This is a genomic window from Brevibacterium sp. FAM 24630 (genome assembly GCF_049804075.1).
GTDB lineage: Bacteria > Actinomycetota > Actinomycetes > Actinomycetales > Brevibacteriaceae > Brevibacterium.
The window spans coordinates 129281-156242 of record NZ_JBNBZD010000003.1 but is presented as its reverse complement, the minus strand read 5'-3'; the positions used below and the strand labels follow the sequence as shown (position 1 = coordinate 156242).

The 26962-nt window shown below is 65.7% G+C and carries 25 protein-coding genes; 13 read left to right on the top strand and 12 right to left on the bottom strand.

Annotation, left to right across the window (positions count from 1 at the left end; genetic code table 11):
• Nucleotides 1–98: 98 nt before the first annotated feature.
• Together ACPUD7_RS03605 and ACPUD7_RS03600 are read right to left on the bottom strand one after the other, a co-directional pair.
• Entirely contained in the window at nucleotides 99–1577 is a 1479-nt protein-coding gene (locus ACPUD7_RS03605; RefSeq protein ID WP_135537614.1) for an alanine/glycine:cation symporter family protein, read from the bottom strand.
• Between the two features lie 134 nt (nucleotides 1578–1711).
• Nucleotides 1712–2728, bottom strand: a complete 1017-nt coding sequence (locus tag ACPUD7_RS03600) for a 1-aminocyclopropane-1-carboxylate deaminase (protein WP_135537615.1) — start codon at nucleotides 2726–2728, stop codon at nucleotides 1712–1714.
• 187 nt (nucleotides 2729–2915) lie between these two features.
• Here ACPUD7_RS03600 and ACPUD7_RS03595 point away from each other — a divergent pair, with 187 nt between their 5' ends.
• From ACPUD7_RS03595 to ACPUD7_RS03560, 8 genes are all read left to right on the top strand, one after another.
• On the top strand, nucleotides 2916–3593 hold the full coding sequence (locus tag ACPUD7_RS03595; protein ID WP_135537616.1) for a GntR family transcriptional regulator: 678 nt from the start codon (nucleotides 2916–2918) through the stop codon (nucleotides 3591–3593).
• A gap of 60 nt (nucleotides 3594–3653) precedes the next feature.
• Nucleotides 3654–4682, top strand: coding sequence for an alpha/beta hydrolase family esterase (locus ACPUD7_RS03590; protein ID WP_135537617.1), 1029 nt, complete (start codon nucleotides 3654–3656; stop codon nucleotides 4680–4682).
• 51 nt (nucleotides 4683–4733) lie between these two features.
• The gene (locus ACPUD7_RS03585; protein ID WP_135537618.1) at nucleotides 4734–5441 is read left to right on the top strand and encodes a FadR/GntR family transcriptional regulator; all 708 of its coding nucleotides are present in this window, start codon (nucleotides 4734–4736) and stop codon (nucleotides 5439–5441) included.
• Nucleotides 5438–6256, top strand: a complete 819-nt coding sequence (locus ACPUD7_RS03580) for a creatininase family protein (RefSeq protein ID WP_135537619.1) — start codon at nucleotides 5438–5440, stop codon at nucleotides 6254–6256. Before ACPUD7_RS03585 ends, ACPUD7_RS03580 begins: the two co-directional genes overlap by 4 nt.
• A gap of 144 nt (nucleotides 6257–6400) precedes the next feature.
• Nucleotides 6401–7930 carry an AbgT family transporter gene (locus ACPUD7_RS03575; RefSeq protein WP_135537620.1) on the top strand — a complete coding sequence of 510 codons (1530 nt, stop codon included), beginning with the start codon at nucleotides 6401–6403 and terminating at the stop codon, nucleotides 7928–7930.
• Nucleotides 7931–8215: 285 nt separating this feature from the next.
• Nucleotides 8216–8830, top strand: coding sequence for a DUF6230 family protein (locus ACPUD7_RS03570; RefSeq protein WP_135537621.1), 615 nt, complete (start codon nucleotides 8216–8218; stop codon nucleotides 8828–8830).
• Nucleotides 8830–9465, top strand: coding sequence for a DUF6114 domain-containing protein (locus ACPUD7_RS03565; protein ID WP_205683283.1), 636 nt, complete (start codon nucleotides 8830–8832; stop codon nucleotides 9463–9465). The genes ACPUD7_RS03570 and ACPUD7_RS03565 overlap by 1 nt, the downstream gene beginning before the upstream one ends.
• The gene (locus ACPUD7_RS03560; RefSeq protein ID WP_425119149.1) at nucleotides 9462–10349 is read left to right on the top strand and encodes a hypothetical protein; all 888 of its coding nucleotides are present in this window, start codon (nucleotides 9462–9464) and stop codon (nucleotides 10347–10349) included. The genes ACPUD7_RS03565 and ACPUD7_RS03560 overlap by 4 nt, the downstream gene beginning before the upstream one ends.
• A gap of 57 nt (nucleotides 10350–10406) precedes the next feature.
• Here the strand turns inward: ACPUD7_RS03560 and ACPUD7_RS03555 are convergent, their stop codons facing one another.
• The 3 genes from ACPUD7_RS03555 to ACPUD7_RS03545 form a co-directional block, all read right to left on the bottom strand.
• Entirely contained in the window at nucleotides 10407–12059 is a 1653-nt protein-coding gene (locus ACPUD7_RS03555; protein ID WP_425119148.1) for an alanine/glycine:cation symporter family protein, read from the bottom strand.
• A 179-nt stretch (nucleotides 12060–12238) separates the two neighbouring features.
• On the bottom strand, nucleotides 12239–12955 hold the full coding sequence (locus ACPUD7_RS03550; RefSeq protein WP_425119147.1) for a type 1 glutamine amidotransferase: 717 nt from the start codon (nucleotides 12953–12955) through the stop codon (nucleotides 12239–12241).
• Nucleotides 12956–12994: 39 nt separating this feature from the next.
• Nucleotides 12995–13447, bottom strand: coding sequence for a DUF2871 domain-containing protein (locus ACPUD7_RS03545; protein ID WP_425119146.1), 453 nt, complete (start codon nucleotides 13445–13447; stop codon nucleotides 12995–12997).
• A gap of 145 nt (nucleotides 13448–13592) precedes the next feature.
• On the opposite strand from ACPUD7_RS03545, the gene ACPUD7_RS03540 reads away from it, so the two are divergent.
• A complete protein-coding gene (locus tag ACPUD7_RS03540; RefSeq protein WP_135537626.1) occupies nucleotides 13593–14078 on the top strand; it encodes a hypothetical protein in 486 nt (161 codons plus the stop codon).
• Between the two features lie 27 nt (nucleotides 14079–14105).
• Here ACPUD7_RS03540 and ACPUD7_RS03535 read toward each other — a convergent pair whose 3' ends face one another.
• A complete protein-coding gene (locus tag ACPUD7_RS03535; RefSeq protein ID WP_135537627.1) occupies nucleotides 14106–15557 on the bottom strand; it encodes an 8-oxoguanine deaminase in 1452 nt (483 codons plus the stop codon).
• A gap of 606 nt (nucleotides 15558–16163) precedes the next feature.
• Between ACPUD7_RS03535 and ACPUD7_RS03530 the strand changes: the two genes are divergently transcribed.
• Complete coding sequence (locus ACPUD7_RS03530; protein WP_135537628.1) at nucleotides 16164–17777, top strand: nucleobase:cation symporter-2 family protein; 1614 nt, start codon at nucleotides 16164–16166, stop codon at nucleotides 17775–17777.
• Between the two features lie 75 nt (nucleotides 17778–17852).
• Here ACPUD7_RS03530 and ACPUD7_RS03525 read toward each other — a convergent pair whose 3' ends face one another.
• The 4 genes from ACPUD7_RS03525 to ACPUD7_RS03510 form a co-directional block, all read right to left on the bottom strand.
• Nucleotides 17853–20066: an HNH endonuclease signature motif containing protein gene (locus ACPUD7_RS03525; RefSeq protein ID WP_425119145.1), complete on the bottom strand. Its 2214-nt coding sequence runs from the start codon at nucleotides 20064–20066 to the stop codon at nucleotides 17853–17855.
• A 440-nt stretch (nucleotides 20067–20506) separates the two neighbouring features.
• Entirely contained in the window at nucleotides 20507–21184 is a 678-nt protein-coding gene (locus tag ACPUD7_RS03520; protein ID WP_135537630.1) for an HAD family hydrolase, read from the bottom strand.
• A 93-nt stretch (nucleotides 21185–21277) separates the two neighbouring features.
• Nucleotides 21278–22027 (bottom strand): M50 family metallopeptidase, encoded by a 750-nt coding sequence (locus ACPUD7_RS03515; RefSeq protein WP_135537631.1) that lies wholly within the window; start codon nucleotides 22025–22027, stop codon nucleotides 21278–21280.
• Between the two features lie 105 nt (nucleotides 22028–22132).
• Nucleotides 22133–23233 (bottom strand): Gfo/Idh/MocA family protein, encoded by a 1101-nt coding sequence (locus ACPUD7_RS03510; protein WP_425119144.1) that lies wholly within the window; start codon nucleotides 23231–23233, stop codon nucleotides 22133–22135.
• A gap of 241 nt (nucleotides 23234–23474) precedes the next feature.
• Here ACPUD7_RS03510 and ACPUD7_RS03505 point away from each other — a divergent pair, with 241 nt between their 5' ends.
• Complete coding sequence (locus ACPUD7_RS03505; RefSeq protein WP_425119143.1) at nucleotides 23475–24314, top strand: PhzF family phenazine biosynthesis protein; 840 nt, start codon at nucleotides 23475–23477, stop codon at nucleotides 24312–24314.
• Nucleotides 24311–25279 (top strand): methyltransferase family protein, encoded by a 969-nt coding sequence (locus ACPUD7_RS03500; protein WP_425119142.1) that lies wholly within the window; start codon nucleotides 24311–24313, stop codon nucleotides 25277–25279. The genes ACPUD7_RS03505 and ACPUD7_RS03500 overlap by 4 nt, the downstream gene beginning before the upstream one ends.
• A 32-nt stretch (nucleotides 25280–25311) precedes the next feature.
• Here the strand turns inward: ACPUD7_RS03500 and ACPUD7_RS03495 are convergent, their stop codons facing one another.
• Nucleotides 25312–25674, bottom strand: coding sequence for a VOC family protein (locus ACPUD7_RS03495; protein WP_425119141.1), 363 nt, complete (start codon nucleotides 25672–25674; stop codon nucleotides 25312–25314).
• Between the two features lie 197 nt (nucleotides 25675–25871).
• On the opposite strand from ACPUD7_RS03495, the gene ACPUD7_RS03490 reads away from it, so the two are divergent.
• Complete coding sequence (locus tag ACPUD7_RS03490; protein ID WP_135537635.1) at nucleotides 25872–26375, top strand: MarR family winged helix-turn-helix transcriptional regulator; 504 nt, start codon at nucleotides 25872–25874, stop codon at nucleotides 26373–26375.
• 45 nt (nucleotides 26376–26420) lie between these two features.
• On the opposite strand, the gene ACPUD7_RS03485 is transcribed toward ACPUD7_RS03490, so the two are convergent.
• Nucleotides 26421–26894, bottom strand: coding sequence for a VanZ family protein (locus tag ACPUD7_RS03485; RefSeq protein WP_425119140.1), 474 nt, complete (start codon nucleotides 26892–26894; stop codon nucleotides 26421–26423).
• Nucleotides 26895–26962 lie beyond the last annotated feature (68 nt).

The following is a 26962-nucleotide window of genomic DNA, read 5'->3' as shown; positions in this document are numbered from 1 at the left end:
GCAACCACCCCAAAGGGACTGCCGCCTCAGCGAAGGGAACGCACCGCAACAGCGAAACGGCCGCCCCCATACTGGGGACGGCCGCCTCGGTGAGGGAATCAGTCGAACCTGCGCGAGGAGCCGATCACGTCTCCGGCCTTCCAGTCGGCCCAACCGGGCTGATCGATCATGAACGATTCGATCGTGTCCTTGTCCGCCTTCAGCTGCGGATCGTGCTTGAGGTAGTGCTTCGTCTCCCGGGCGATGAGTCCGGAGAGGATGAGGATGCCAAGCAGGTTCGGCAGGGCCATGAGACCGTTCATCACATCCGAGAAGTTCCAGATCGGCTCGAGTTCGGTGGTGCAACCGACGAACACGACGAGGGAGAAGAAGATCCGGAACGGCAGCACTCCGCGCCGGCCGACGAGGCGTTCGACATTGCGATCGCCGTAGTAGGACCAGCCGAGCAGCGTCGAGAACGCGAAGAGGACGATGCCCAGCGTCACGACCCAGTGACCCCAATGACCGGGCAGACCGTGGGAGAAGGCCTCGCCCGTCATGAGCGCCGCACTGATCTGTTCCCCTGTCTCCGGATCGACTTCGTTCCAGGTCCCGGTGGCGATGATCGTCAGACCGGTGAAGCTGACGACGATGATCGTGTCGATGAAGGTCTGCGTCATCGACACGAGCCCCTGACGCACCGGATGCGAGGTTTTTGCCGCGGCTGCGGCGATCGGTGCCGAACCGAGTCCCGATTCGTTCGAGAACAGACCACGGGCCACGCCCATCTGCACGACGACGATGATCGCCGAGCCCGCGAATCCGCCGACGGCCGAAGTGCCGGTGAAGGCCTCGGTGAAGATCTGGGCGAAGGCAGAGGGCAGGGCGTCGATGTTCGCGATGAGGATGTAGATGGCGCTGAGGACGTAGAAGACGATCATGATCGGCACCAGGCCGGCCGTGACCCGTCCGATGGACTTGATGCCGCCGACGAGGACGACGAGCGTGAGGACCGTGAGCACAGCGCCGGTGATCCAGGTGGGAACCGACCAGCTCGACTCGACATTCGCCGCGATCGAGTTGCCCTGCGTCATATTGCCGATCCCGAAGCAGGCGAGGACGGCGAAGACGGCGAACATCAGGCCGAGGACCTTGCCGAGAGGACCTTTGATGCCGCGTTCGAGGTAGTACTGCGGGCCACCGGACTTCTCCCCGGCCTCATCGGTTCCGCGGAAGCGCACCGCGAGGAAGCCCTCCGCATACTTCGTGACCATGCCCAGCAGGCCGGTCATCCACATCCAGAACAGGGCACCGGGACCGCCGATGCCGATGGCAGTGGCCACGCCGACGATGTTGCCGGTGCCGACCGTGGCCGCCAGCGCCGTCGTCAGCGCCTGGAACTGCGAGATGTCACCCTCGGATCCGGCGTCCTTGCGCTTGAGAATGCCCAGACTCAGGGCCGGCAGCAGCTTCGTGAATTGCAGCCCGCCGAGGCGGAACGTCAGGTACAGGCCCGTGCCCAGCAGCAGCGGGATGAGTAGGAACGGACCCCAGACGAATCCGCTGATCGTATCGAAGAATTCGGCGGCAGCACCCATGATGTCACTTCACTTTCCAACGTCGGCGCGCGACGTGACCCAGATCATTGCAGAGAACAGTTCCTGACTGTACCCGATGAATGTTCTGGGAGAACACGGCGACTCCTGAGCCGACCCGGACTCAGACGCCGGGCTCAGAAGATCGAGCTGTAGGCGTTGAGCGCGAGCTGACCGCCGAGGTGGGCGTAGAGGACCGTGGAGTCCCTGTCGATGCCGCCCTGACCGACGAGATCGAGCAGCCCGGCCATCGATTTGCCCTCGTAGACGGGATCGAGGATGACGCCTTCGAGCTGAGCGGTCGTGCGGATCGCGTCGACGGTCGACTCGTCGGGGATGCCGTAGGCCGGCCCGGCCCAGCCGGAGCGGATGTCGATCTCGTCCTCGCGAATCCTCCGACCGAGTCCGATGAGCTCGGCAGTGGAGTTCGCAATGCGCCGGACCTGGTCACGGGTCTTGTCCAGGGTCGCCGAGGCGTCGATGCCGATGATCCGACGGGGACGCCCGCCGGCATCCTCGAGAGCCGCGAACCCGGCGATCATGCCCGCATGGGTCGAGCCCGTCACGGTGCACACGACGATGGTGTCGAAGAAGACCCCGAGCTCCTTCTCCTGCTCGGCGACCTCATAGGCCCAGTTCGCGAAGCCGAGTCCGCCGAACCTGTGCTCGGAGGCCCCGGCCGGGATCGGATAGGGCCTGCCGCCGGCCGCTTCGACCTCGGCGAGCGCATTCTCCCAGCTCGAGCGGATGCCGATGTCGAATCCGGCCGAGTCGAGGCGGACGTCGGCGCCCATGATGCGCGAGAGTTCGATATTGCCGACCGTGTCATTGCCCGGATCCTCCCAGTCCACCCAGCGCTCCTGGACGAGACGGGCCTTCAGGCCGAGATGGGCAGCGACGGCCGCGACCTGCCGCGTGTGGTTGGACTGGTAACCGCCGATCGAGACGAGCGTGTCCGCGCCCGAAGCGAGGATGTCGGGAACGATGTACTCGAGCTTGCGGGTCTTGTTTCCGCCGAACGCGAGTCCGGAGTTGACGTCCTCCCGTTTGGCCCAGACCCTCGCCCCGCCGAGGTGGTCCCCGAGCCTGCCCAATTCATGCACGGGGCTCGGCCCGAAGGTGAGCGGATAGCGGTCGAAATCGGTGATGGCCATGGGGACCCCTTCGTCGTCGTATCGTTCGACCGCGATCCCTGCTCTCTGCCGGAGACGACCAGCACATCGCGGCCAGTGATATGCAATATATTGCATTTCGGGCCTGTCTACAATGAGGTCGGCACCGCATCCCAGACTTCCACGACCGGTGCCGACCGCCATCCCGATGCCGACGAAAGGACCCCCGGTGCCGATTCCCGCGCATTCGCCCTCCCCGCAGCGCACTCTCCTGCGGGATGACGTCTACCGGTCGATCCGCGATGCGATCGTCCGCGGGCAGCTGGCCCCCGGAGAGCAGCTGCGCGATCAGGAGCTCGGCGCCTGGCTGCAGGTCTCGCGGACTCCGGTGCGCGAGGCCCTGCAGCGCCTGGCCCAGGCCGGTCTTGTTGTGGCCCAACCGGGGAGGATGACCCGGGTGGCGCCGGAGAATCCCGAGGCCATCGTCCATGCACGTCAGATCGCCGCCGAGCTGCATGCCCTGGCCATGAACCTCGCCGTCGCGGACCTCACCGGCGCGGACCTCGACGCCATGGAGCGAGCGAACGAGCGGCTGCGCGCGGCCCTCGACACCGCCGACATCGACGCAGCCATCACCGCCGATGACGAATTCCACGAGGTGGCCCTGTCCCGCAGCGGCAACCCGCTCATCGCCGATCACCTCGAGCTCGTCACGGCCACCCTGCGCCGCACCGAGTACCTCCACTTCGATTCGGTCGCCGGTTCGGCCTCGCCTGAGAAACACACCGAAATCATCGCGGCCGTCCGCGCCGGCGATCACGGCCTCGCCGTCGATCTCACGAGGCAGAACTGGGCTTCGCTCTCCGGTCGGCAGTCTCGACGATCGGAGTCACCGGCAAGTCCTTAAGTCATTTTATGACTTGTGCTAGAGTCCTGCTCACGATCACCGACGATCAAAGGACTCACGATGCAATCGACGACGAGACGCACCCCGACCGCCATCCTCGCAGCGGCATCCGCCGTGGTTCTCACCTCGAGTCTCCTGGCTCTGGGGCCGGCCCTTGCCACGAGCCCGGGCAGGGCGGCCGAGGCCGCCGCCCCGACGCTGGAGGCCGCCCCGTCCGCAGGCTGCGGGAGCGAGCAGACTCCGGGCAATGACGAACGGACGATCACCTCGGCGGGCGAGGATCGGACCTATCGGATCAACATCCCCCGCGACTACGAGGAGTCGACGCCGATGCCGCTGATCCTCGGCTTCCACGGCAACGGATCGGACGGAGCCGAGCTCCAGAACTACACGGGCCTGCCCACCCTCCCCGCCGTCACCGTCTTCCCCGATGGTGCACTCGACGACGGCAAACGCTCCTGGCAGGGTGCCCCCTATGCTAGCGGTGCCGACGATGTCCGCTTCGTCTCCGATCTGCTCGATTCGATCGAGGACGAGCACTGCATCGACCTCAATCGCGTCTATGCCACCGGCAAGTCCAACGGAGGCGGCTTCGTCTCGGTGCTCGCCTGCCATCTGCGCGACCGGTTCTCGGCCTTCGGCATCGTCGCCGGGGCCTACTATCCGCAGTCGACGAACGGCTGCGACTACTCGGAGCCGACGCCGATGCTCGCCATCCACGGCACCGGCGACGCGACGATGCACTACGACGGGGGCGAGCGCCAGGGCGAGACCTATCCGGGCGTGCGCGACTGGATCGAGCCCTGGGCCGAGGCTTCGGACTGCACGGCCACGACCGAGCGCAGGGTCGGCAAAAGGGGCGAGGATGTGCTGCGCACGAGCTGGAAGAACTGCACGGCTGGGACCTCCACCGCCAGAGGGAAGAGCTCGGGCGCCGAGGTCGAGCTCTATTCGGTCACCGACGGCGGCCACGTCTGGCCGGGTGAGGTGGTCTACAGCGGCGGCGGGTACGTGACGAAGCACTTCTCGGCGACCGACACCCTGTGGGCGTTCTTCGAGAACCACGCGGGACCGACACGTGACCGTTGACACATCCGCACCAAAGTGATTAGATGACTTAAACACTTGAAGGAGAGTGGCATGACACCATCCATCGGACTCGTCGAACGACTCACCCGTGAGATCGTCCAGACGATTCGTGCCGAGAACCTGCAGCCCGGCCAGACACTGCCCTCGGCGAAGGTTCTGGCCGAACGCTTCGAGGTCACCGTGCCCACGGTCCGCGAAGCCCTGCGTCGGCTCGAGGCCACGGGCTCGGTCGAGCTCATGCACGGCTCGGGGACCTATGTGCGCGAGGCGATCAATCGCCGCATCCTCGACAATCCGCACTATGTGCCCGTCGACCTCGCTGCGGCGATCGAGCTCCTCGACGCCCGCGTCGCAATCGAGCCGGGCATCGCCGAGCTGGCGGCCCAGATCCAGAGCGCCGAGGCGGTCGCCTCGATGGAATCCGCCCTCGACAATGCCCTGCAGGTCGAGACCGCGGTCCCAGCAGGCCACTTCCACGTCGAGCTCGCACGGGCTTCGGGCAACCGCGCCCTGCACGAGATGCTCGTCTCGCTGCTCGCGATCCACTCGCGCACTCAGCAGGCGGCGCGGACCACCTACGACCGGCTGCGTGACCACGATGAGCATGCGGACATCCTCGACGCGATCAAGCGCGGCGACGGATTCGAAGCCGCTCATCGCACCCGCAAGCACCTCGAGGCGATCAAGACCGTCGTCCTCGCGGACTGGGCCGATGATCCTCAGACAGACGACGCGGCGAACAAGGAGGCCGAACAGTGACCAGACAGCAGGTGAGCGAGATCCGCCCGGACATCCGCAGGTACGGGGAGCTCACTTCGCTCGAAGTCGAAGTCGCCAAGGAGCAGGGCAGCCTCCTCATCCTCCCGGTGGGCGCCTGTGAACAGCACGGCGATGCGCTGCCGCTGAGCACCGACAGCATCCGCGCCGAACATGTCGCACTCGCCGTCGCCGAAGAACTCGCCGCGAGGGCAGCGGCCGATGATCCGGCAGGCCGGGCCTTCGTCCTCCCCAGCGTCGACTACGGGGTCTCCCCGCACCACACCTTCCTCCCGGGCACGATCAGCCTCGACCCGCGGACCTTCATCGACATCGTCACCACGATCGCGGCCCGGCTCGCCGACTCGGGATTCGCCAAGCTCCTCGTCATCACCGGCCACGGCGGCAATCAGGCCGCGCTCGGCGTCGCCCAGCAGGTGCTGCTCGACTCCCATCCGAACCTCGTCTTCGCCCATTCCCCCGTGAGCGCGCTGGCGACCGAGACCACCGCCGCACTGCCCCGCACCGAGGTCAGCGGACACTGCGGGGAGTCCGAGACTTCCCAGGTCCTGGCCATCGACGACCGCCTCGTCGACTCCCCTCGGCTCGCGCCAGGGGCCACGAGACTCGACGAGCTCGACGACCGCGCACGGCTCAGCCGCACGAAGACCCCCGCGAGCGCAGTCACCTTCGACCGATATGCCGACAACGGGGTCCTCGGCGACCCCCGAACCGCCACTGCCAAGGCCGGTCGCGACCTCCTCGGCGAAGTCATCGCGAAACTCGTCGCCTACTCCCGAGACATGCTGCGCCTATGAGACATGCTGCGCCCATGACAGCCGAGATGAACTGACACCACCACTGACCACCCGCCCTCTCAGACCGATGGAGCTCACGGGCCCGCGATGAGTCATGCCCTTTTTCGCTCCTCCGCCATCCACCTGGAGACCCTGGAGACCGACATGGAAACGAGCACCACCGAGCGGACGCAGGAGAAGCTGCCGTTCGTCATCCGCGCCCTCAACGTCATCGAAGTCGTCGGCAACAAGCTGCCGAACCCCTTCTGGCTGTTCTGGATCCTTGCGGGGATCCTCGCCGCACTCAGCCTCGCCCTCTCCTTCGCCGGTGCCGGTGTCGAGGATCCCGAAACCGGGGAATGGACCCCGGTGAACAACCTGCTCAGCGGCAAGGGAATCGCCATGGCCGTGAGCACCGCACTCGAGGCCTATGAGACGTTCCCACCGCTCATCACGATCATGGTCGTCATCATGGGGGTCGCCCTGGCCGAGCGCACGGGGCTGCTGTCGACGGCGATGAAGGTCTCGATCGCCCGCGTTCCTGCCGGGCTCATCGTGTTCACGGTCGCGTTCATGGGCACGATCTCGCATGTCGCCTCGGCGGCGGCCTATGTCATCCTCGTCCCGCTCGGCGGGATGGTGTTCAAGGCGGTGGGGCGCTCCCCCGTCCTCGGTGTCATCGTCGCCTACACCTCGATCGCCTCGGGCTACGACGCCAGCCCCATTCCGACGCCCAACGACGCGATCTTCGCTGGCATCACAACGGCCGCGGCGAACATCATCGACCCCGACTACATCGTCACCCCGATCGGCAACTGGTACTTCAACATCACCAGCTCCATCCTGCTGGCCGTCGTCATCACCATCGTCACCGAACTCGTGCTCATGAAGCGCGACAACCTCGATGCCGACGAGGATGCCGAATTCGAAGACCTCGTCATCTCCGACAAAGAGCGCTCGGCTCTGCGTCTGGCCATGTTCGCCGTCAGCGCGGCGGTCATCGCCATCGTCGTCCTCGTCGTCCCCGAGGGGGCTCCCCTGCGCGGCGACGGCCCCTTCGGCGAGTCCCCGTTCCTCACCGGCATCGCCTTCCTCATCGCCCTGCTCTTCGGCATCGGCGGCATCGTCTACGGCTTCCGCGAGGGCACGATCGAGACCTGGTCCGACGTCCCGAAGCTCATGGGTCAGGGCTTGGCGTCGATCTCCGGAGTCCTCGTCCTCTTCTTCGCCATCGCGCAGTTCCTCGAGTACTTCGAGTGGACGAACATCGGCATGCTCGTCTCGGTCTCCACCTCGGAGCTGTTCATCGGACTCGGCCTGCCGACCTGGGTGGTCTTCGTCCTCGTTCTGCTCGTGCTCTCCGTCGTCAATGTGCTCATCACCTCCGGTTCGGCGATGTGGGCGATCATGGCCCCGGTCATCGTTCCGCTGCTCATGCTCCTCGAAGTTCCGCCGGAGACGAGCCAGGCGATCTTCCGCATCGCCGACTCCGGTTCGACGGCGATCACCCCGATGAGTCCCTACTTCATCCTCGCGCTGGGCTTCATGCAGAAGTATCAGAAGAAGGCCGGCATCGGCACGCTCGCCTCGCACACCCTGCCGCTGGCCGTGTGCATGACGATCACCTGGAGTCTCCTGTTCTTCCTGTGGTGGGGTCTGGGCATCCCGCTCGGTCCCGACGCCCCTGTGCGCTGACTCCATGTCCCCGTGCGCTGACTCGACTCCTCCGCCAGCGACATGACCAGGGTTTTCATGCCACACGGGCACCCGTCGCCGGTCGGCATCCGCACCCGCAGGCGGACTCCCGCGCGGCGACTGCATCGCGGACAGGTTCGCACGGCCCGCAGAAAGTCGCGAAAATTACAGATGTGAAACCTGTTGACGCACAAGTTTCGGGCACGATACTGTCCAGTAACACCCCGTGGTAACTTACGTCACAAAGTTCATGCCGGCGCAGGCGCCGGTGCCCTAGGAGGATCAATGAAGTTCCGCAATTCCGGCCTCGTCCGCAGGCTCGTCGCATCCCATGCCGGTCGCATCGCACTGGTTGCTGTCCCCACCGGCGTCGTGTCGGCCATGCTCATGGGCGGAGTCGCCCAGGGCGCCGTGCCCGTCTCATTCGCAGTCTCGGGCACACAGTTCAAGATCACCTCGTCGCAGCTCGAGGGCACCGGCTTCTCGCAGTACAGCGGCGTGGCCAAGGATGCCGACGGCGGCAAGCACCCGGTCGTCACCGCGAACATCAAGGACGCCACGCTCGAGAATCTCTGCCAGTCGGCAGCCGTCGACACCCCGATCGGCAAGGTGGGCGTGCTCATCAAGGCCGGCGGCAAGGGCACCCCCGCCTCGGCGAAGGACCTGCAGATCGGCATGACGGGACTCAAGGGCGACGCGGAATTCGAGAACATCCGCATCGGCGTCGATGCCTCTGATGTCAACACGAAGGCCAAGGGTTCGAAGGGCGACTTCGCTCAGGACGCGGACACGATCTCCATCAAGGACCTCAAGCAGGACTCGTGGAGCACGACCGCCTCGGTGTTCACCCTCAAAGACATGGCGCTGAAACTCACCGACGGATCGGAGACGTGCTCCTGATGAGGGAGACAACAGCCGACGGGCAGCCGACCGATGAACGGGAGGCAGCCGACCAGGACGCCACCGTGCAGAAGACGAGCCTGCTCGCGCTGTCCCGACGGAGTCGACGCGCCGGTGAGCAGAATGCCCACCTCGAATCCGATGTCGAGACGGCGGAATTCGCCGGTCCGGCATCGGAATCGAGGGCTGCTGACAGGAGCGAAGGAGCCGAGATGAGCGACGGCGCGAAGAAACGCCGCGGATTCAAGCAGTGGCGTCGGCAGCGGCCCTTCATCGGCGGCGTGCTGGCCGTGCTCGGAGGAATCGAGCTGTTCTTCTCAGGACAGCTGGATCTCGGGAACATGCAGATCCAGTTCGGCATCGAGGGACTCCAGGCGACGGTCATCCCGATCGCGATCGTGGTGCTCGCGCTCTTTGCGATCCTCAAGCCCACGCATCACGTGTTCTACGGGATCATCGCGCTCATCCTCTCCGTCTACTCGCTCATCGGGGTCAACCTCGGCGGGTACCTTCTGGGGATGCTGCTGTCGACCATCGGGGCGATCCTCGTCGTCGCCTGGATGGGACCGCGCGGACCGAAGCCCGGCCGGAGGGGAGACTCCGGAACCGCCGAGGAAGAAGGGGAGACTGCATGAGTGCGCCCAGCCGCCGAACGGCCGCCATACTGGCGGCAGCTGCCCTCGTCGTCCCCACCACCATCGGGGCCGGAACGATGACCGCCGCCCACTCGTCTCCGCTGTGCTCACTCGTGGGCACGTGCGATGACTCCGACGATTCCGCCAAGGACAAGACTCCCGCACCCGCGGGAACGATGTCTCCGGGCATGCCGCTGAAGCCGACGGATCCGCCGACCTCGGATCCCACGGTCCCCGCACCCACATCGCCGGGGCCGACGGACGAACCGAGCGAGGAGCCGTCGGATCCGGCCTCACCGGAGCCCACGGACCCCGGCGGTCTGGGTGTCGATGAGCCGGATGACGAACCGAGCGACGAACCGAGCGACGAGCCGAGCGACGAGCCGAGCGACGAGCCGAGCGACGAGCCGACAGACGAGACCAACGGCGAGTTTCCGGATCATGCGAAGCAGGACGAGAAGGCACCGATCTTCACGGACACTCCGGCCGCCATGGGTTCGGAGGGACTGTCGTTCAAGGGACTCAAGGGCATCTCGTTCGTCTCGGTGCCCACCGCCGACGGCGGGAGCGTCGTGACGCTGAAGCTCCAGGCCGAGGAGATCAAGATCACCGGCTTCTCGCTCACAGTGCGCCCGCCGGAGGAGGACCACGGCCTGGTGACGAAGGCCGACACGATGACGCTCAAGGGCGATGTCTCGGTCTACATCGGTTCGATCACCGCGACGACGAAGGACGGGAAGTCACTGACCCTGGGCCCGGAGACCCCTCCGCCCATGGATGACGTCGAACCGGGCCTGCTGCGAGTGACGATGGGACTCGTCGGATCCACCGCCGATTCGATCGCCTACTCGAACACGGATCAGAAGCTCAAGCACGCGGACTGATCTGCCTGACACCCAACGGGGTGGGGCACGGTCGGTCAGGGCCCGAAGGCCGCGGACTCAGTCCGCGGCCTTCTCGCGTTCCTGCTTCTTCCGACGCAGCGTATCGCGGACCTCACGCAGCTTGTCGCGCTTGCGTCTGCGTCCCGCCTCGGCGGCTCTGATCTGCTCCGGGGTCGGTTCGTGATCGCCCATCCCGACCTGCAGCTCCACGGGGGTGACCTCTCGGAGGACCCCCGCGTCGATCTTCGTGCGCAGCCGCAGGACCTCGAGGCGGAGGATGCGGGCCAGGAAGTAGATGCCGAGCAGGTTGGGGAAGGCCATGAGGAAGAAGATCGCGTCGGAGAAGGCGATGACCGAGTCCAGCGACATCGAGGCGCCGATGATGACGGCGACGATCCAGAAGATCTGATACGCCTTGTCGGCCTTCTTCGAGTTGCCGGTGAGATACCCCAGGGCCTGCTGGCCGTAGTAGCCGTAGGCGAGGATCGTCGAGAACGCGAAGAGCACGACGGCGATGGTGAGCAGGATCGGGAACCAGCTCGACACCGTGCCGAAGGCCTCGGCCGTCAGGCCGATGCCGTCCTCGGTGCTTTCGCTGTAGAGACCGGTGGTGATGATCGCCAGCGAGGTCAGGGTGCAGATGATGACGGAGTCGATGAGCGGCTCCCACATCGCCACGAAGCCTTCGGTCGCCGGCTTCGTCGTCTTCGAGGCTGCGTGCGCCATACCGGCCGAACCGATGCCCGCGGCATTGGAGAACAGGGCCCGCTGGATGCCGACGATGGCGACGCCCACGGCGCCGCCTGCGACGCCGCTGGGGCTGAAGGCACCGGTGACCATGAGGCCGAAGGCGTGCGGGATCTGACCGGCGTTGAGGACGAGGATGACGATGACGGACACGAAGTAGAGGATCGCCATGAGCGGGGTCAGCTTCGAGGTCCACTGGCCGATCTTCTTGATCCCGCCGAGGATGACCAGGGCGGTGAGTGCGGCGATGATCGCTCCGATGAGCCAGAGTTTGTCGGCGAAGAAGCTCGAGTCGCCGCCGGTGGCCTGGACGAGGATCGCGGCAGCCTGGTTCGCCTGGAACAGGTTGCCGGCGCCGATGACGCCGAGCACAGCCGTCAGGGCATAGAACACGGCGAGGAACTTGCCGAGCTTGGGTCGGCCGATCTCGGCCATGCCTGCCCGCAGGTAGTACATGGGACCGCCGGAGACGCTGCCGTCGTCGTTGATCTGCCGGTACTTCACACCGAGGGTGGCTTCGGCCATCTTCACGGTCATCGCGAAGAAGCCGAAGATGATGATCCACAGGGCGGCACCGGGCCCGCCGATCGTGATCGCCACGGCCACACCGGCGATGTTGCCCAGTCCCACGGTGCCCGAGAGTTCGGTGGCCAGGGCCTGGAAGCTCGAGACCTCACCCGGGTCGGTCTTGCGGGTGAACCGGCCGCGGATAATGCCGATGGAGTAGCGCAGACCGGTGATCGGCTGGAAGCGCAGGTAGACGGTGAGGAAGACGGCGGCGGCCATGAGCCACACGACGATGAGCGGGATGCCGAGATCGCCGATCTCCAGCTCGAAGAATACGATGTTGCTGAAGGTCTGTGCCGCGGGCCCGAGGAAGGATTCGATGGCCTCATCGACTCCGGCGGCGTTGAGGTCCACCGCGGGGGCGGAATGGGCGAGATGTTCAGTTATGGAAGTCATACCTGCGGGCGCGAGATTGCGTTTCGTCCGGAGGGTTGGTCCGGGACCGGCACCCGTGATCAACCTAACAACCGAAGAGGAGACTGTCAGCTTTCGCCCAGGAAAAGCGGTCAGCTCACAGGGTTTTCACAATTCGCTTCTTCATGAAGATGGCAGGGCTTGCGCCGGACGACGCGGATTCAGGGTCGCTCAGCGGCGAGGAATGCGACGAACGAATGCGCCAGGGCCCGGCCGGTCTCTTTGAGTTCCTCGTCGTGGTCGGCGACCTCGGCGATGATCGAATCCTCGGTCTTCCCTGCCGGCAGCGCGAGATCGTCTCCGTCGAGCCAGCGGGTGATCTGTCCGGCATCGGTCTCCGGGTGGAACTGCGTGCCCCAGGCGAATTCGCCGAGGCGGAAGGCTTGGACCGGGGCGTCCGATCCGGTGACGAGGAGTTCCGCACCGTCGGGCAGTGCCATCTCCTCCTGGTGGAAGAGCACGGCCGGCAGCCGACTCTCGGACAGTGACCCGAACACGGGGTCCGATTTCCCGGCCGGGGTGGCCGCAAGTTCGTAGATCCCGATCTGCGGGTGCGCCCGCCGAGTGATGGGGGCACGACCGGCGACGGCGAGCATCTCCCCGCCGAGGCAGATATTCAGGCTCGGGAACTCCCCGCCGATCGAGCGCTCCAGCAGTCGCCTGACCTCGGGGAACCACGGGTTCTCAGCGTCTTCGAGCGGTCCGGCGGATCCGCCGAGGACGATGAGGGCGTCGAAGGAGCCGACCGCGGGGATCACCTCGCCGAGGTACGGCCGGGTCACGACCACCTCGGCGCCAGCGTCTTCCAGCCACCGTCCGAAACGTTCGGGTCCGGTGCCGTGTTCGTGTTCGATGACGAGGATCCGCACAGTGCTCATGGCACCATTGTCACCCACTCAGCACGGGCGAGGATCGGCTCAGTTCGCGATCGCCGCCGTGTCTGCGTGTCCGATCGCGGCCGTGTCGGCGACGACCTTCTTGCGCAGAGCGAGGAAGAACAGGACGAGGCTGACGGACAGCGCGATGTGGCCGAGTCCCGCGATGCCGGCGATCATAGCGTTGGATTCTTCGCCGAGGACGGTCAGCGATCCGTGCCAGACCATCATGCCCGCGGTGAGCACGACGCCGATGTTGTAGGTGACGAAGAACCATGAGAAGAGCTTCGATCCCGACAGACCGAACACCTTGTCCAGGGCGAGGACGATGAGGAGGACGATGAACCCGAGTGTGAGCAGGTGAGTGTGGACGACGGCGAGCTGGGTGAACTCGCCTTCGGGGAAGTCGTTGGCCTTGGTGAACTCGCGGTAGAACAGTCCGGCGAGGACTCCGATGATCATGTACGTGAATGCTGCGTTGAATATCTTCTTCATGCTTCCACTTCATCAATTCGCGGGCGCGGTTTCCTGACCCGCAGGATTGAACTCGGAATCCAACTTTCGATTGATGTTTGTCCTCACACCCTCTCGACGCTCGAATCGGCGCATCGCAGGGCATCCGTCGGGTTAGCCTGAGCGCATGGCTATGGAGAACGTATTCTCGAAGATCGATCGCATCGCCGGAGGCAGCAAGGCGGGCATCGTCGTGGCGCCCGAGGGCCTCGAGCAGCCGAAGACGAAACGCGCCTTCTCCTGGATCACCTGGCTGCTCGCGTTCGAGCTCGCCCTCGGCTTCGGTGCCGTGGTCTATGCGATCATCATCGCCCGTGCCGGCGAGCCGGTGCCCTTCGCCGTGTGGATGCGCACCGTCGTCGTCCTCGGCATGACCGCGACGCTGTTCTACTTCTTCTGGCGAGCGACGAAGGGCCTCTACTGGGGCTATCAGCGGCTGCGCCTGTTCACGCAGATCTTCCCCGTCATCACCCTCGTCATGGCCGCGATCCCCGGCCTCTATCCGGTGTGGATGATCACCGAGCAGATCGTGTTCAGCCTCGTCATGATCGGCGTCGGCGACTTCCTCACCGGCGATCACCTGCGCGAGGTGTTCCGCAGACCCGAGGACTGATCGCCGAGGCGGCCGCCACCTGACAGATCAGCCCGCCACGAGGCGGTGCGCTTCCTGCCGATGTGCGGCGATGAGGGCCGCTTTGTCGAGTTCGACCCCGTCGGCGCCGATGGCGTTGCCGTCGATGACTCGCCACCGGCCGTCGACCATCACCCGGTCGGCCTTCTCCGCTCCGCAGAGGACGAGCGCGGGGATCGGGTCGTGAGATCCGGAGAACGCCAGCCCGTCGAGGCGGAACATCGCGAGATCGGCCCGCCTGCCCACCTCGATGGTCCCGATGTCTCCGCGACCGAGCGCAGCAGCCGAGCCCTTCGTCGCCCAGTCGAGGGCCCGGTCGCAGGTGACCGCCTCGGTGCCGTAGCGCAGACGTTGGACGTAGAGGGCCTGCCGGACTTCGCGGATGAGGTTCGAGGCATCGTTCGAGGCGGATCCGTCGACGCCGAGGCCGACGTTGACGCCGGCGTCTTCGAGTTCGACGGCGCGGGCGATGCCCGAGGCCAGGCGCATGTTCGAGGTCGGGCAGTGGGCGACGGAAGCCCCGGCGGCGCCGAGGCGGCGGATCTCCTCCTCGTCGAAGTGCACTCCGTGGGCCAGCCAGGCCCGATCGCCGAGCCAGCCCACGGATTCGAGGTAGTCGACGGTGCGCATGCCGAAGGTCTCGCGGCAGAAGTCCTCTTCGTCGATGGTCTCGGCCAGATGGGTGTGGAGGCGGACGTCGAGTTCGGCGGCCAGAGTCGCGGACTCGCGCATGAGTTCGGTGGTCACGGAGAACGGGGAGCAGGGGGCGAAGGCGATCTGGATCTGCGCTCCGTCGCCGCGTTCGTGGTAGCTCTCGACGAGGCGGCGGGAGTCGGCGAGGATCACCTCGGCGTCTTGGACGGTCTGCTGCGGCGGCAGTCCGCCGTCCTTCTCCCCCCGTGACATCGAGCCGCGGGTGAGCATGGCGCGCATGCCGAGCCTGCGGACGACGTCGACTTGGACGTCGATGGCGTCGTCCATGCCCGTCGGGAACAGGTAGTGGTGGTCGGCGGCGGTCGTGCATCCGGATTCGAGGAGCTCTGCCATGGCCACGGTCGTGGCGAGTTCGAGGGCGCGCGGGGTCAGCCGGGCCCACACCGGATAGAGGTTCTGCAGCCATCCGAAGAGGGGCAGATCCGCCACGGGCGCCCAGGCGCGGGTCAGCGTTTGGTAGAAGTGGTGGTGGGTGTTGATGAGCCCGGGTGTGATGACGTGTGCGGAGGCGTCGATGACCTCGCCGCGGAAGCCAGCCGCATCGCTGGGCTCACCACCGCTCGGCTCCCCACCGGCGGGCACGAGTTCGACGATGGTGCCCGTGGACCGGTCGATGACGATGCCGCGGGCCGCTCGATCAGGATCGACACCGGCACCGAGGTGGACGGCCAAGGGATCGCGCAGCCACAGTCGCGCTGTCGGGTCTCCGGTGTGGCCACCGGCGTTCGCGCGCTCGCTGCCTGTCATGTCGTGTGTCATATCGCCTGTCATGTCGTCGCCTTTCGGAGCTCGAAGCTCGGCCTGCGGTTCTCACTGCATGGCCCGTGATGAGTGACGACAACGCTGGGGGTCGACGCCACCAGCTCAGGTTTTCCGGCGTCTGCTGCTCCGCCGTCCGATGTCTCGGCCCTCCGATCTCTCGATCACTGGCCCGCAGATACCGATCTCACGGTTCATCTGCGCCGTCCGAACCCACGATCAGACGCATCAGCGCTGTGACCCGATCGTGCAGAGAGTCCGAACGACCCGGCTGTGCGGACCGTTCGACTCGCCTGTACGATGATCCGGAGCCACCGAACTGAGCGAACGATCAGTAGGTTGCCGTTTGACGAATACACCGACGAGCGAGACTCTAGCATGTGCCGCACGTCACGAAAACGTATTGCGCGTCGAATGGTATTCCTTTAGAGTTTTGCGATAAGGAAATCTTGTTTCGCACTTCGGAATTCTGAAACCGATTCCTCGGTCACAGTGGAGCTCCACACCGACCTTGCCGTCCAGAAACTGGAATACCAATCGGTTCGGCGCGGGGCGGAGCAGTAAGCGTTCGAGGACAACTCAACGGAGAGATAGATGTCGGTATCCCAACACTCACCTAAGAATGGCCGCGCATCGGCGGCCAAATCCCAGTCGCATCGTCCCGAGGACGAACGGCTTCCGGTCGGCAGCTCCTTCGCCTACGGCCTGCAGCATGTGCTGACCATGTACGGCGGAATCATCGCTGTTCCGCTCATCATCGGAAACGCCGCCGGCCTCGATGGCAACGGCATCAGCGTGCTCATCGCTTCGTGCCTGTTCATGGGCGGTCTGGCGACGATCCTGCAGTCGGTGGGCGTGCCCTTCTTCGGCTCCCAGCTGCCGCTGGTCCAGGGCGTTTCGTTCGCCGGTGTGGCCACGATGACGTCGATCCTCGCGGGTGGCGACGGTCTGCCCGCGGTGTTCGGTTCGGTCCTGGTCGCCTCGGTGATCGGCCTCGTCGTCGCACCCGCCTTCGCGCTCATCGTGAAGTTCTTCCCGCCGGTGGTGACCGGCACGGTCATCACGACGATCGGTCTGTCGCTCATGCCCGTGGCCGCGGGCTGGGCGATGGGCGGTGACGCGGAGGCCGCCGATTACGGCAGCATGCGCAATATCCTCATCGCAGTGGTCACCTTGGCCATCGTGCTCGTCCTCAGCCGCATCCCGGTGGCGATGGTCTCGCGCCTGTCGATCCTGTTGGCGATCGTTCTCGGCACCATCGGCTGCCTCATCTTCGGGTGGGCCGACTTCTCACACGTGCTCGATCGCGGAATCTTTGCCTTCCCGCAGCCTTTCGCGTTTGGTATGCCAACATTTTCGGCCGCCGCGATCATCTCGATGTTCATCGTCGTCATCGTCACGTTCGCCGAGACGACCGCGGATATCATCGCGGTCGGCGAGATCGTGCGGACCAAGGTCGACTCGAAGCGCATCGCCTCGGGTCTGCGTGCCGACATGCTGTCTTCGGCGGTGTCGCCGGTCTTCAACTCCTTCACTCAGTCGGCGTTCGCTCAGAATGTCGGGCTGGTGGCGATCACCGGTGTGAAGTCGCGTTTCGTGGTCACCGCCGGTGGTGCCATCCTCGTCATCCTCGGCCTGTTGCCGGTGATGGGCGGAGTTGTCGCGGCGGTGCCGACCCCGGTGCTCGGCGGCGCTGGCATCGTCCTCTTCGGCACGGTCGCCGCTTCAGGCATCCGCACTCTCGCGAAGGTCGATTATGAGGGCAACCTCAATATGATCATCGTCGCAGTGTCCCTGGCCTTCGGAATCATCCCGGTCGTCGAGCCCGATTTCTACACTTCCTTCCCCTCGTGGGTCGGCATCATCCTGCACTCGGGAATCTCCTCGGCGACGCTCATGGCGGTGCTGCTCAACCTCGTCTTCAACCACATCGGTGTGAAGTCGAAGGATCGAACGGATCGGTCGGTCTTCGTGGCGGGCACCGGACGGGTCATCCGCCAGGAGGAGCTGCAGCGGCTGATCGACAACGAGGCCATCCTCACCGAGGGCGACACCGTCAAGGACGGCAAGATCGTCGATTGCAACGGTGAAGAGATTCCGGTCGTCACCGATGCACAGCACGAGAAGGTCATCGAGGCGGCGAAGAAGGGCGAGGTCAAGACTCAGGATGACGTGCGTCGGCTGATCGAGGAGGAAGACAAGGGCTGATCCCTGTCCCTGCCAGAACCTCGGCGCGGGGTCGGTCGGAAGAACACGGGGTCGGTCGTAACAGCGCGGGGTGGGTCAGAACGGCGGCGGGTTCTCCGGATCCCAGCTCACGGTCCAGATCGACTCCTGCGCTTCCCGTGACCGGCGAGCCTTCGAACTTCGCCGGTCTCCGCCGGCGGTCGCCCCAGTGTCGGTCTCCGAAGCAGTGCCGGTCTCCGAGGTGTAACGCAGGACCGATCCCTCGCCGCCGTCCGTGCGGTCGGCCCACTCATCCCCTGCGCCCGTGCTGAGCGGGCTGTCCATACTGAGCGAGGTGTCCTTGCGCGAGGTGTCCGTGCCGGGCGGGGCGCCCGTGCGCGGGGTATCAGTGCTGGGCGGGGAACCTGTGCGCGCGGTGCAGGCAGAGTCAGCCTCGAACGGGGTGACCCTACCGCCACCCGCCCAGCCACCGAAGCCGGACAGGTCGTCGAAGTCGCACCGGTCCCCTGCTTCGGGGGCGGGCTCTTCGTCGACCGCCAGCCGGTCCGGCAATTGGTCATAGTTCTCCACCTGCCATGCGTGCTCGGCGTTGATCGGGTTATCCGGCGGGTGAATTGTCGTGACGACATCATGAGCGAAGGCATACTCCACGGCCCCAGCTGCGGTCGTGCGGATGGAGAACTTGCGGTCGGTCTTGAGCTGATGATGAGTCCGACACAGTGGGTGGAGATTGTCGAACGTCGTCTGGCCGCCTCGTACGGGATCGTCGTGGTCGAACGGGATGATGTGGTCGATTTCCGAGGTCTCGGCGCGACGGGTGCACCCCGGCACAGAACATGACTGCCACTTCCCGGTCAGCGGAGCGCGGACATCCGCCGGGATGTAGTAGCTCTTCGAGCGCGCGTCGATCGGGGTGCCGGTCGCCGGGTCGGTGAGTATCCGATGCCAGGTGGGACTGTCGCCGGCCAGAGCTTTCGCAGCATCGGCGGGCACGGGAGCACCGTCCGAAAACATTCCCGGAAGCCCCGAGCGGCCGACTGCGGTGAGATAGGGAACCGTCACCATCATCTTCGCCTGCTCACGCACCCATTGTCCGTGGGTGGGCATGGCGAGTTTGATGATCGACCTCACCTCGACGCCGGCTCCTGCCGATTCTTCGGCTTCCTGTGTGGCCGCCCGAGCTGCGCGGTCGACCGCGCCGGCCGAGATGGGGGCTTTGCGGTCGCCGGTCTCGATGGAGTCGAGAGCGACCTCTTTCGTGGAGGTCTCTCCGGTCGTTGTGTCATGAGCTGTCACGGCGATGACCATCTGCGGGGTCGCTCGCGTGGCGATGTCGAACATCAGGGCGGCGATGCTGTCCTGCTCGCCGACATCGATTCCGGACACATCCTGATCGGTGAACGCGGAGATGTTTCCGTTGCGGATGGCGCGCGCGAACGCCTCGATGCGCAGGAAGAAAGCCTGCAGTTCCACGGCAGGGCCCGACAGCATCACCGAAGCGGTTCCGTCGGCGTAGGTCGTGATGTCCACACGACGACGCCTCGCCGCGACTTCGAGACGATCCTCGACCGGAACGAGAGACGCTATCTTGAGGTTCAGGGACTTCCTGAAGGTTTCGATGGTGATGTCGGCGCGACGCTGTCCGAGGTAGGTGTCGAGACGCGGGACGTACTCGAACTCGACGTCCTTCACGGCCCGTGCCGCGACGAGCACATGCTCGATAGTGAACTCTCCGTTGAGGCAGCGGTCGAGGAACTTCGGCAGTCCGAAGACCAGAGTGAGAGCGTTCGTGATCTCGTTGTATGCACCCTCGATCGTCGCGCCGAGGACTGCAGTCAGTTCGGCGACTTCTTCTTTTGCGGCGAATTCGTGCGCCCACGAATTGAACGACCGGTAGAGCTGGAACTTCGGGAAATTCGGAAGCTGCTTCGGCGAGGCAGCCGCGGTGGGCTCGACTTCGGTCGCCTCAGCGTCGTCTGGCTCCGCACCGTCGCTCTCGACGTTTCCGGACCCAGCACTGTCGGACTCGACGTTGCCGACGGCGCTGGGATCGACGCCGTGCGCCTCAGCGTTGTCGGACTCGTCGCTTTCTGGCTCATCACCGTCGGGCTCGGAGGGTGCGTCTTTCGGCTCCCCGTCGCGGGCAGTGATGAAGCGGTCCACCGTCTCGGTGAAGGTGGCGTGGTGGTAGATCTCGCCCTCGGGAGCATAGCGGAGCCGATCGACGACCTCGGCGAGGAAGAGACCGGCGACGGCCTGGAGTTCTGCGATGCGTGCTCCGGTGCTCAGTCGTGCGATGCTCGCAACCACGGCCATGGGCGAGTCAGGGTCGACATCGAGGCGACGCGGTGATTCGGGGCCGACCAGCGGCGGAGGGGAAGACGGGGCCGTTAGGGAAGACGGCTCAATGGAGGAGCCATTGGAGCCTTCGATCGAAGGGTCACTCGAGGACTCGTTCGAAGAATCGTTTGAGGCAGGCTCAAGACCGTCGTTGCTCGGATCCTGGGGATCCTTCATCGGTCTCGCCGCCCTTCACGTCGATGTGAATGCCTTGGCTCTATTCTACTTCAGAACCAGATCAATGAATGTCACAATTCGATTACAAACCGAAGTGATCTATTTTTGATTGCTATTTGCAGACGTTTGTTCGAAGACAAACGGCGCTGAACCCGACACTTCTCGAAAGCGGACACGAGGCTCAGCCCTTGCCCCTTCAGCCGTTGGGTCATGCTCCTGCGGCGTCCTCGCGGCTACTCCAGGAGCAGGCCCGGCAGATCGCCCATCGTTGCGAACGTCTCGGCCGCTCCGACGGCCAGCAGCGTATCGACGCTGTGATGGACCGGCGAATCCGGGCAGAACCCGAGCACACGGGATCCTGCCGCAACACCGGCCATCACTCCGGTGGGCGAATCTTCGATCACGGCAGCCTCGGCGGGGTCGATGCCCAAGGATTCGGCAGCCGCGAGGTAGACGTCGGGGGACGGCTTCGAGTTCGGCTGCTCCATGCCGGAGAAGATCCGGCCGCCGAACGCATCGAAGAGTCCGACCTTCCGCAGCTGAAGTTCGATCTTCGGACGGTCTGCGCCCGATGCGCACGCGATCCTGTTCGGATAGGACTCAGCGAGGCGGTGCACCGTTTCCACGACTCCCGGGATCGCTTGGAGTGAGGCCTCGAGCCCCGCGTTGCGGCGCCGACGGAATTCAGTCATCCACTCATCGTCGATCCGGAATCCGGTGTGTTCCTCGATGATGTCGGCCTCGTCGCGGAGCATCTTCCCGACGAACCGGGCGATGCACTCCTCGGCGGTCAGCTGCCAGCCGAGTTCGACGAGCATGGCATGCAGAACACCGTTGGTGATGCTTTCGGAGTCGACGAGGACCCCATCGCAGTCGAAGAGAACGGCGGAGAATTTCGGGTGAGCTGCCATGGTTCGATTCTGCCATCCGCCACGGACATGAGAACACGGCCCCATGCCGCGCACATGGTCAACCGCAGCGACCCGAGCGACCGGTCCGTCAGGTCACAGCGACCCGATCGATACCGCCGTGTACAGAATGCGCGCGGAGGCGAGCGCGCACACGATGATGACCAGCGCGAACAGAGTCAGCCAGGCACCGGCCGGCAGTCGCGAATCCTGGGCGAGGATATAGGCATCGGACTGCTGCACGCGTCGGCGGCGGGTATGGACGCGGATGATCTTGACGAGGTCCCTGAGCGAACCGACCGTCAGCGCGGTGCCGAGCGCGGCGACGAAGACAGCGATCCATTCGAGCGGCAGGACTACGACGACGAGCTGGGCCGCGATCGCGGTGATCACGGCGATGATCGCACCCGCGAAGTTCCGGATGAAGAGGAGCGCCACGAGCAGAATCAACGCCCCCACCGACAGCGCCAGCGGGGCCCACCCGAAGACCGCCGAGGTGATGAGGACGAGACCGAGAACGCCCGGTGCCGGATATCCCCAGAACCCCGCCCAGGTGGCTGAGAAGCCGACTCGGCCGAAGGAGTTCATCTGCCCCGAATGATCGAAATTCAGCGAGATCCCCTTCACCACGCGTCCGGTGGTGAGGGCGGCAAATGCGTGGCCGAGTTCGTGGACGAAGGTGACGAAAAGACCGAAGAAGCGCCAGATGCCCGGGGTCAGCGTCACGAGGAGGGGCAGTCCGATGACGAGGACGAGCCCGACCACGTCGAGCTCGAGTCCGTCCTGGCGCCCGAATCCCGAGGTGATCGCGTCCCACCACGTCGCCGTTGCCTGCTTGAAGTCCATAGCGGCTCAGTCTACGAATCGAGCCTGTGCGACGTCCTCAGGTCTCACTCAACCGCGGTGATGGCCCGGGTTCAACCGCGGTGGCGGCCCGGGAACGAACGACCCTCACACCGCTTCGACGTCGACCCAGGCTCGGGTCGACACCGATTTCAGGACCGCTTCTGTCACGAGCACCGCGCGGACTCCGTCGCGGAGTGTGGGCAGTCCCTCCGGATCACCGCCGGCGAAGTACGAGTAGGAGTCGGCGACGAAGGAGTTGAAGGCGTCCTGATATCCCTGCGCGTGGCCGGCCGGGACCGCACACAGTCTCGCGGCATCGGCGTGCATCGTTTCGGGATCACGGACAAGGAGGCGACTCTCGTCTCGGCGTCCCCACCACAGACGTTCCGGCTGCTCCTGGTCGAACCGGAGGCTCGCCTCGGTGCCGGCGATCTCGACGGTGAGCGAATTCTTCCGTCCCGGTGCCAACTGGGACACGAGCAGCGTGCCGATGGCTCCACCAGCGAATTCGGCGGTGACGGCCACGGTGTCTTCCGTCGCCACGGAGGCCCCGCCTCGGCGAGGGTGGACGGTCCGTGTCGTCGCCACCAGGGACGAGATGCGGTCGTCGACGATGAACTCGATGAGGTCGACGAGGTGGGAGCCGATGTCCGCGAACGCACGTGAGGGTCCGCCGCGGGCCGATTCGACGCGCCAGTTCTCATCGTCGGCGCCGAGCAGCCAGTCCTGCAGATACCCGGCGTCGACGGTGAGCAGCCGGCCGGCTCCACCGGCGCGAAAGCGGGCACGAGCCTCGCGGACCATCGGATGGAAGCGGTAGACGAAGGGGACGGTCCCGGCCAGTCCCTGCTCCTCGGCGCGAGCGAGCACGGCCCGGGCAGATGGCGAATCGGTCGCCAACGGCTTCTCGCAGATGATCGCGGAACCGGCATCGAGCGCCCGCAGCGACTGTTCGGCGTGGACATCGTTGGGAGTGCACACGTGGACGATGTCGAGAGACCGGTCGATGAGTTCGTCGACAGATGCGGAATCCGCGAACCCGAGTTCGGCAGCCGCCCGGGCGCTGCCGGTGGGCCCGGACGTGGCGACGGTGTCGAGCACGGCCCCGGCCGCACGCGCTGCCCGACTGTGGACGCGCCCCATGAACCCGCCGCCGATCACACCGATGTGGGGCGGTCGGCCCCCTACTGAAGCACCTTTGACCATGCCTCATTATGCAATCGCGCGCCCAGTCCCGTCGACCGCGCACCGGCACCGACACCGAGGTGGCGACCGGCGGACCGGCACCGAGGTGGCGACCTGCGGACCGACGGGCGCCACATAGTGGAACCGACGCGCCCGTGCCACGGTGCGGCGGTCCGTGGACTCGCCCCGGGCCTCTACACTGAGAGAAGTGGCCGCACGATCCCCCGTTCGCTGCGTGCGCCACGTCTCCGAAGGAGTGTCATTGTCCCAGAACCGCCCATTCGCCCAGGTCGACGTCTTCTCCGCAGTTGCCTACCGCGGCAATCCCGTTGCCGTCATTCTCGAGTCCGATGACCTCGATGACGAGCAGATGGCGCGGATCGCCAATTGGACGAACCTGTCCGAGACCACTTTCGTCCTCTCCCCCACGGACCCCGCCGCTGACTACCGCCTGCGGATCTTCACTCCGCACCGGGAACTGCCCTTCGCCGGCCACCCCACCCTCGGTTCGGCCGCGGCCTGGCTCGACGCCGGAGGCACACCCAAGCAGGAGGGCCGAATCGTCCAGGAATGCGGTGCCGGACTCGTCGACATTCGCCGAGGCGGCCCCACCCTCGCCTTCGCCGCTCCCGAACGCCTGCGCACCGGTGAGCTCGACGAAGCGTACGTGGCGCAGATCGCAGCGGCCCTCGGCGTCGATCGCGGCAACATCCTCGATCATCAGTGGGTCGACAACGGCCCCGGCTGGGCGGCCGTGCGGCTGCGCAGCGCCGAACAGGTGCTCGCTCTGTCCCCCGACTTCTCGGCGGTCCCCGATGCCAAGCTCGGTGTCCTCGGCTCCCATCCGGCCGCCTCGGCGCACGAATATGAGATCCGCGCCTTCGTCCCCGGCGTCGGCGTCGCCGAAGACCCCGTCACCGGCAGCCTCAATGCTTCCGTCGCGCAGTGGCTCATCGGCGCCGGCCTCGCCCCGGACTCCTATACGGCCACTCAGGGCACCGCGCTCGGCCGCGCCGGGGTCATCTCGATCACCCGAGACGACGATGAGATCTGGGTCGGCGGCGCCACGACCGTGTGCTTCCGCGGGACGGTGATCGCATGAACCGCCATGTCACCGAGGTGAACAAACCGAAGAAGCGGCTGCGCATCTTCCACGGTCGCATGTACTTCGCGCTCCAGGCCCTCGCGGGGGCCGCGTGGTGGCTGGGCACCGCGACGATCCCCGCCGTGCAGACGGCGACGCTGGGCGGAATCGACCCGCTGATCATCGCCATCGTCGACATCCCGCTCTTCGTCATCGGCTCGGCCCTGGCCGCGCTCAACTTCCGCTGGGCCGTGTGGATCGCCACGGGCTGGAGTGTGCTCGTCGCCCTCGGCATGATCATCTACGCGACCGCCACCACCGAGGCGGGACTCGGTGCCGTACTCATGATCCTCGCCGCGCTCGGCAGCGTGCTCGCCGGCGCCCTCATGCTCTACGGCCGCATCCCGTCCGAGAAGCTCCTCATCGGCCCCTTCGCCTTCCACAGTTCGCACACCCGCGTGCGCTCCCACCTGCTCGTGCGCACCACGATCCAGGTCGTCATCTTCTGGAGCGTCTTCCTCGTCATCATCCCCCTGATCATCAACAGCTTCGAGGACCGATGGGGCCTCGCCTACAAGTTCCCGATCCTGGTGGCCGTCCTCGGCTTCGCTCTGCTCGCGTTCTCCAGCGTCATCGGAGTGTGGTCGGCCCGCGCGATCGCGAACTTCGGCTCCGGAACCCCATTGCCCGGACAGATGGCCAACCACCTGGTCACCCGCGGACCCTACTCCTTCGTCCGCAACCCGATGGCCATCGCGGGCATCGTCCAAGGCGTGTCGATGGGTGTGCTCATCGGCTCATGGCTCGTCGTCGTCTACGCACTCGTCGGCTCGCTGCTGTGGAACTGGCTCATCCGCCCCCACGAGGAGGCCGACCTGTATGAGCGCTTCGGCGACGAATACCGCGAATACGCCGACCGGGTGTACTGCTGGTGGCCGCGATACTCACAGACCTCGTCGGCGGACCTTGCCGACGAGGCCTGATCGGACTCTCGGCGCACACGGGCGAGCTGCCCTCACCCTGCGTCGTGGAACGTCACCGCGTAGCCGTCGAGGTCGGCGATCGTGAAGGTGAGACCGAAGGGGCTGGGGGCCGGCGCGCGGAGGATCTCGACCCCTGCCTCGGCGAGGGAGTCATGGAGAGCGCGCGCATCTTCACATCTCAGCCACAACGCTACCCCGTTCCCCGGACGGTCCCCGGAATCGAGATCGACGCCGGGCAGCGGTTCGCGCACCGCGAAGGGGATCGGCGAGGTGGTGAACACGACCGCTCCGGGAGGTGCGGATGGGGCGCGAGTGAGTCCGAGCTTCGATTCGTAGAACTCGGCGGCCGCTTCGACATCGCGCACCTGCACGGCGATGAAGTCCGGACCGCTCACTGCGCCGACCGACCCCGTGCCGGCCGACCCTGCTCTGACTGACTCCGGATTGCCTGATTCAGTGCTGGCTGACTCAGTGCTGGCTGACGCATTCATGACGTTCTCCCTGCTCTTTCGGCACCCCGCCGCTTGACGGAACTCCATATTCGTTGAATGTCAGCATCCTGACATCAGCAAATGTATGTCAGAATACTTACATGGGTCAAGGTTCAGAGAGTCACGATGTGGAGACGGACACTGATGGGCGGACGAACGATGCGGCACCGGTGGCGCTCGAATCCCACCTCGGCTATCAGCTCAAGCACCTGCAGACGGCGCTGCGGTCTCGGATGGACGAGACGCTGCGACCGCTGGGGCTGACCACGCCGCAGTACAACTGCCTCGAGCAGCTGCGCAGGCGGCCGGGAGCGTCGAATTCCGAGCTTGCCCGCGGCGCCTTCGTCACCCGGCAGACGATGAACACTCTTCTGCGCGGAATGCAGGACCGCGAACTCGTCACCCGCCCGGTGAAGGCCGACTCCGGTCGTGTCCTGCCCACGCGTCTCACCCCGGCGGGCGAAAGGCTGCTCGACCGGGCGGCGTCGCGAGTCGAGGCGATCTCGGACCGGATGGTCTCGCCACTCGACGAAGAGACGCGGACGATGGTCACCGAGGCGCTCGGTCTGTGCATCGCGGCCCTCGAGGCTCCGGAGAACGGCTGAGAATCCGGAGAACGACTGGGGGAGATCCGATATCCGGCATACTCCCTAGACGGCCGCGAGCTCCCGGCCTGAATCACTTCGCGCCCTCCGCTTCGGCCATACGGCCATGCAGCACAGGCCGAGGAGCGCGCCGATGCCCGCGCCGATCGTGTTCGTGACGAGGTCGCTGAGCGTGGCGAACCGGGTCTGCGTGAGCACGGTGCCCTGGAAGATCTCGATGGCGGCGCTGAAGCCCGCACCGAAGAGGAACCCGAACCACCAGCGGCTGCGCCCGAAATGCAGGGCGGCAAGGAAGCCGAAGGGAATGATCATCGCCACATTGCCGAGCTTCTCGACCCGTTCGTAGGTCAGCCAGGCCGTCTCCCGGTGAGCGGCGAAGAGGTCGAGTGCGTACCCGATGAGGGTGTCCGGGCCGGTGCCCATCTGCTGCGGGGTCAGCGTGATGGCGGCGATGAAGAGGGTGTAGAGAACGAGAAGGGCCAGCGGCGCACCGACGGTGCGCTGATCACGATCTGTCATCACCGTCCAACATACGGCCGAATCCTTGGAGAGCGGTCAACGGATCTCGTGAACGATGGGGTTGGAAC

Excerpts from the sequence above, each read along its gene's own strand:
- ACPUD7_RS03585 (WP_135537618.1), top strand. The coding sequence starts at position 4,734 with ATGACACCATCCATCGGACTCGTCGAACGACTCACCCGTGAGATCGTC.
- ACPUD7_RS03550 (WP_425119147.1), bottom strand. The coding sequence starts at position 12,955 with ATGAGCACTGTGCGGATCCTCGTCATCGAACACGAACACGGCACCGGA.
- ACPUD7_RS03540 (WP_135537626.1), top strand. The coding sequence starts at position 13,593 with ATGGCTATGGAGAACGTATTCTCGAAGATCGATCGCATCGCCGGAGGC.
- ACPUD7_RS03590 (WP_135537617.1), top strand. The coding sequence starts at position 3,654 with ATGCAATCGACGACGAGACGCACCCCGACCGCCATCCTCGCAGCGGCA.
- ACPUD7_RS03510 (WP_425119144.1), bottom strand. The coding sequence starts at position 23,233 with ATGGTCAAAGGTGCTTCAGTAGGGGGCCGACCGCCCCACATCGGTGTG.
- ACPUD7_RS03530 (WP_135537628.1), top strand. The coding sequence starts at position 16,164 with ATGTCGGTATCCCAACACTCACCTAAGAATGGCCGCGCATCGGCGGCC.
- ACPUD7_RS03490 (WP_135537635.1), top strand. The coding sequence starts at position 25,872 with ATGGGTCAAGGTTCAGAGAGTCACGATGTGGAGACGGACACTGATGGG.
- ACPUD7_RS03605 (WP_135537614.1), bottom strand. The coding sequence starts at position 1,577 with ATGGGTGCTGCCGCCGAATTCTTCGATACGATCAGCGGATTCGTCTGG.
- ACPUD7_RS03560 (WP_425119149.1), top strand. The coding sequence starts at position 9,462 with ATGAGTGCGCCCAGCCGCCGAACGGCCGCCATACTGGCGGCAGCTGCC.
- ACPUD7_RS03485 (WP_425119140.1), bottom strand. The coding sequence starts at position 26,894 with ATGACAGATCGTGATCAGCGCACCGTCGGTGCGCCGCTGGCCCTTCTC.
- ACPUD7_RS03575 (WP_135537620.1), top strand. The coding sequence starts at position 6,401 with ATGGAAACGAGCACCACCGAGCGGACGCAGGAGAAGCTGCCGTTCGTC.
- ACPUD7_RS03600 (WP_135537615.1), bottom strand. The coding sequence starts at position 2,728 with ATGGCCATCACCGATTTCGACCGCTATCCGCTCACCTTCGGGCCGAGC.
- ACPUD7_RS03570 (WP_135537621.1), top strand. The coding sequence starts at position 8,216 with ATGAAGTTCCGCAATTCCGGCCTCGTCCGCAGGCTCGTCGCATCCCAT.
- ACPUD7_RS03535 (WP_135537627.1), bottom strand. The coding sequence starts at position 15,557 with ATGACAGGCAGCGAGCGCGCGAACGCCGGTGGCCACACCGGAGACCCG.
- ACPUD7_RS03520 (WP_135537630.1), bottom strand. The coding sequence starts at position 21,184 with ATGGCAGCTCACCCGAAATTCTCCGCCGTTCTCTTCGACTGCGATGGG.
- ACPUD7_RS03515 (WP_135537631.1), bottom strand. The coding sequence starts at position 22,027 with ATGGACTTCAAGCAGGCAACGGCGACGTGGTGGGACGCGATCACCTCG.
- ACPUD7_RS03500 (WP_425119142.1), top strand. The coding sequence starts at position 24,311 with ATGAACCGCCATGTCACCGAGGTGAACAAACCGAAGAAGCGGCTGCGC.
- ACPUD7_RS03545 (WP_425119146.1), bottom strand. The coding sequence starts at position 13,447 with ATGAAGAAGATATTCAACGCAGCATTCACGTACATGATCATCGGAGTC.
- ACPUD7_RS03555 (WP_425119148.1), bottom strand. The coding sequence starts at position 12,059 with ATGACTTCCATAACTGAACATCTCGCCCATTCCGCCCCCGCGGTGGAC.
- ACPUD7_RS03565 (WP_205683283.1), top strand. The coding sequence starts at position 8,830 with ATGAGGGAGACAACAGCCGACGGGCAGCCGACCGATGAACGGGAGGCA.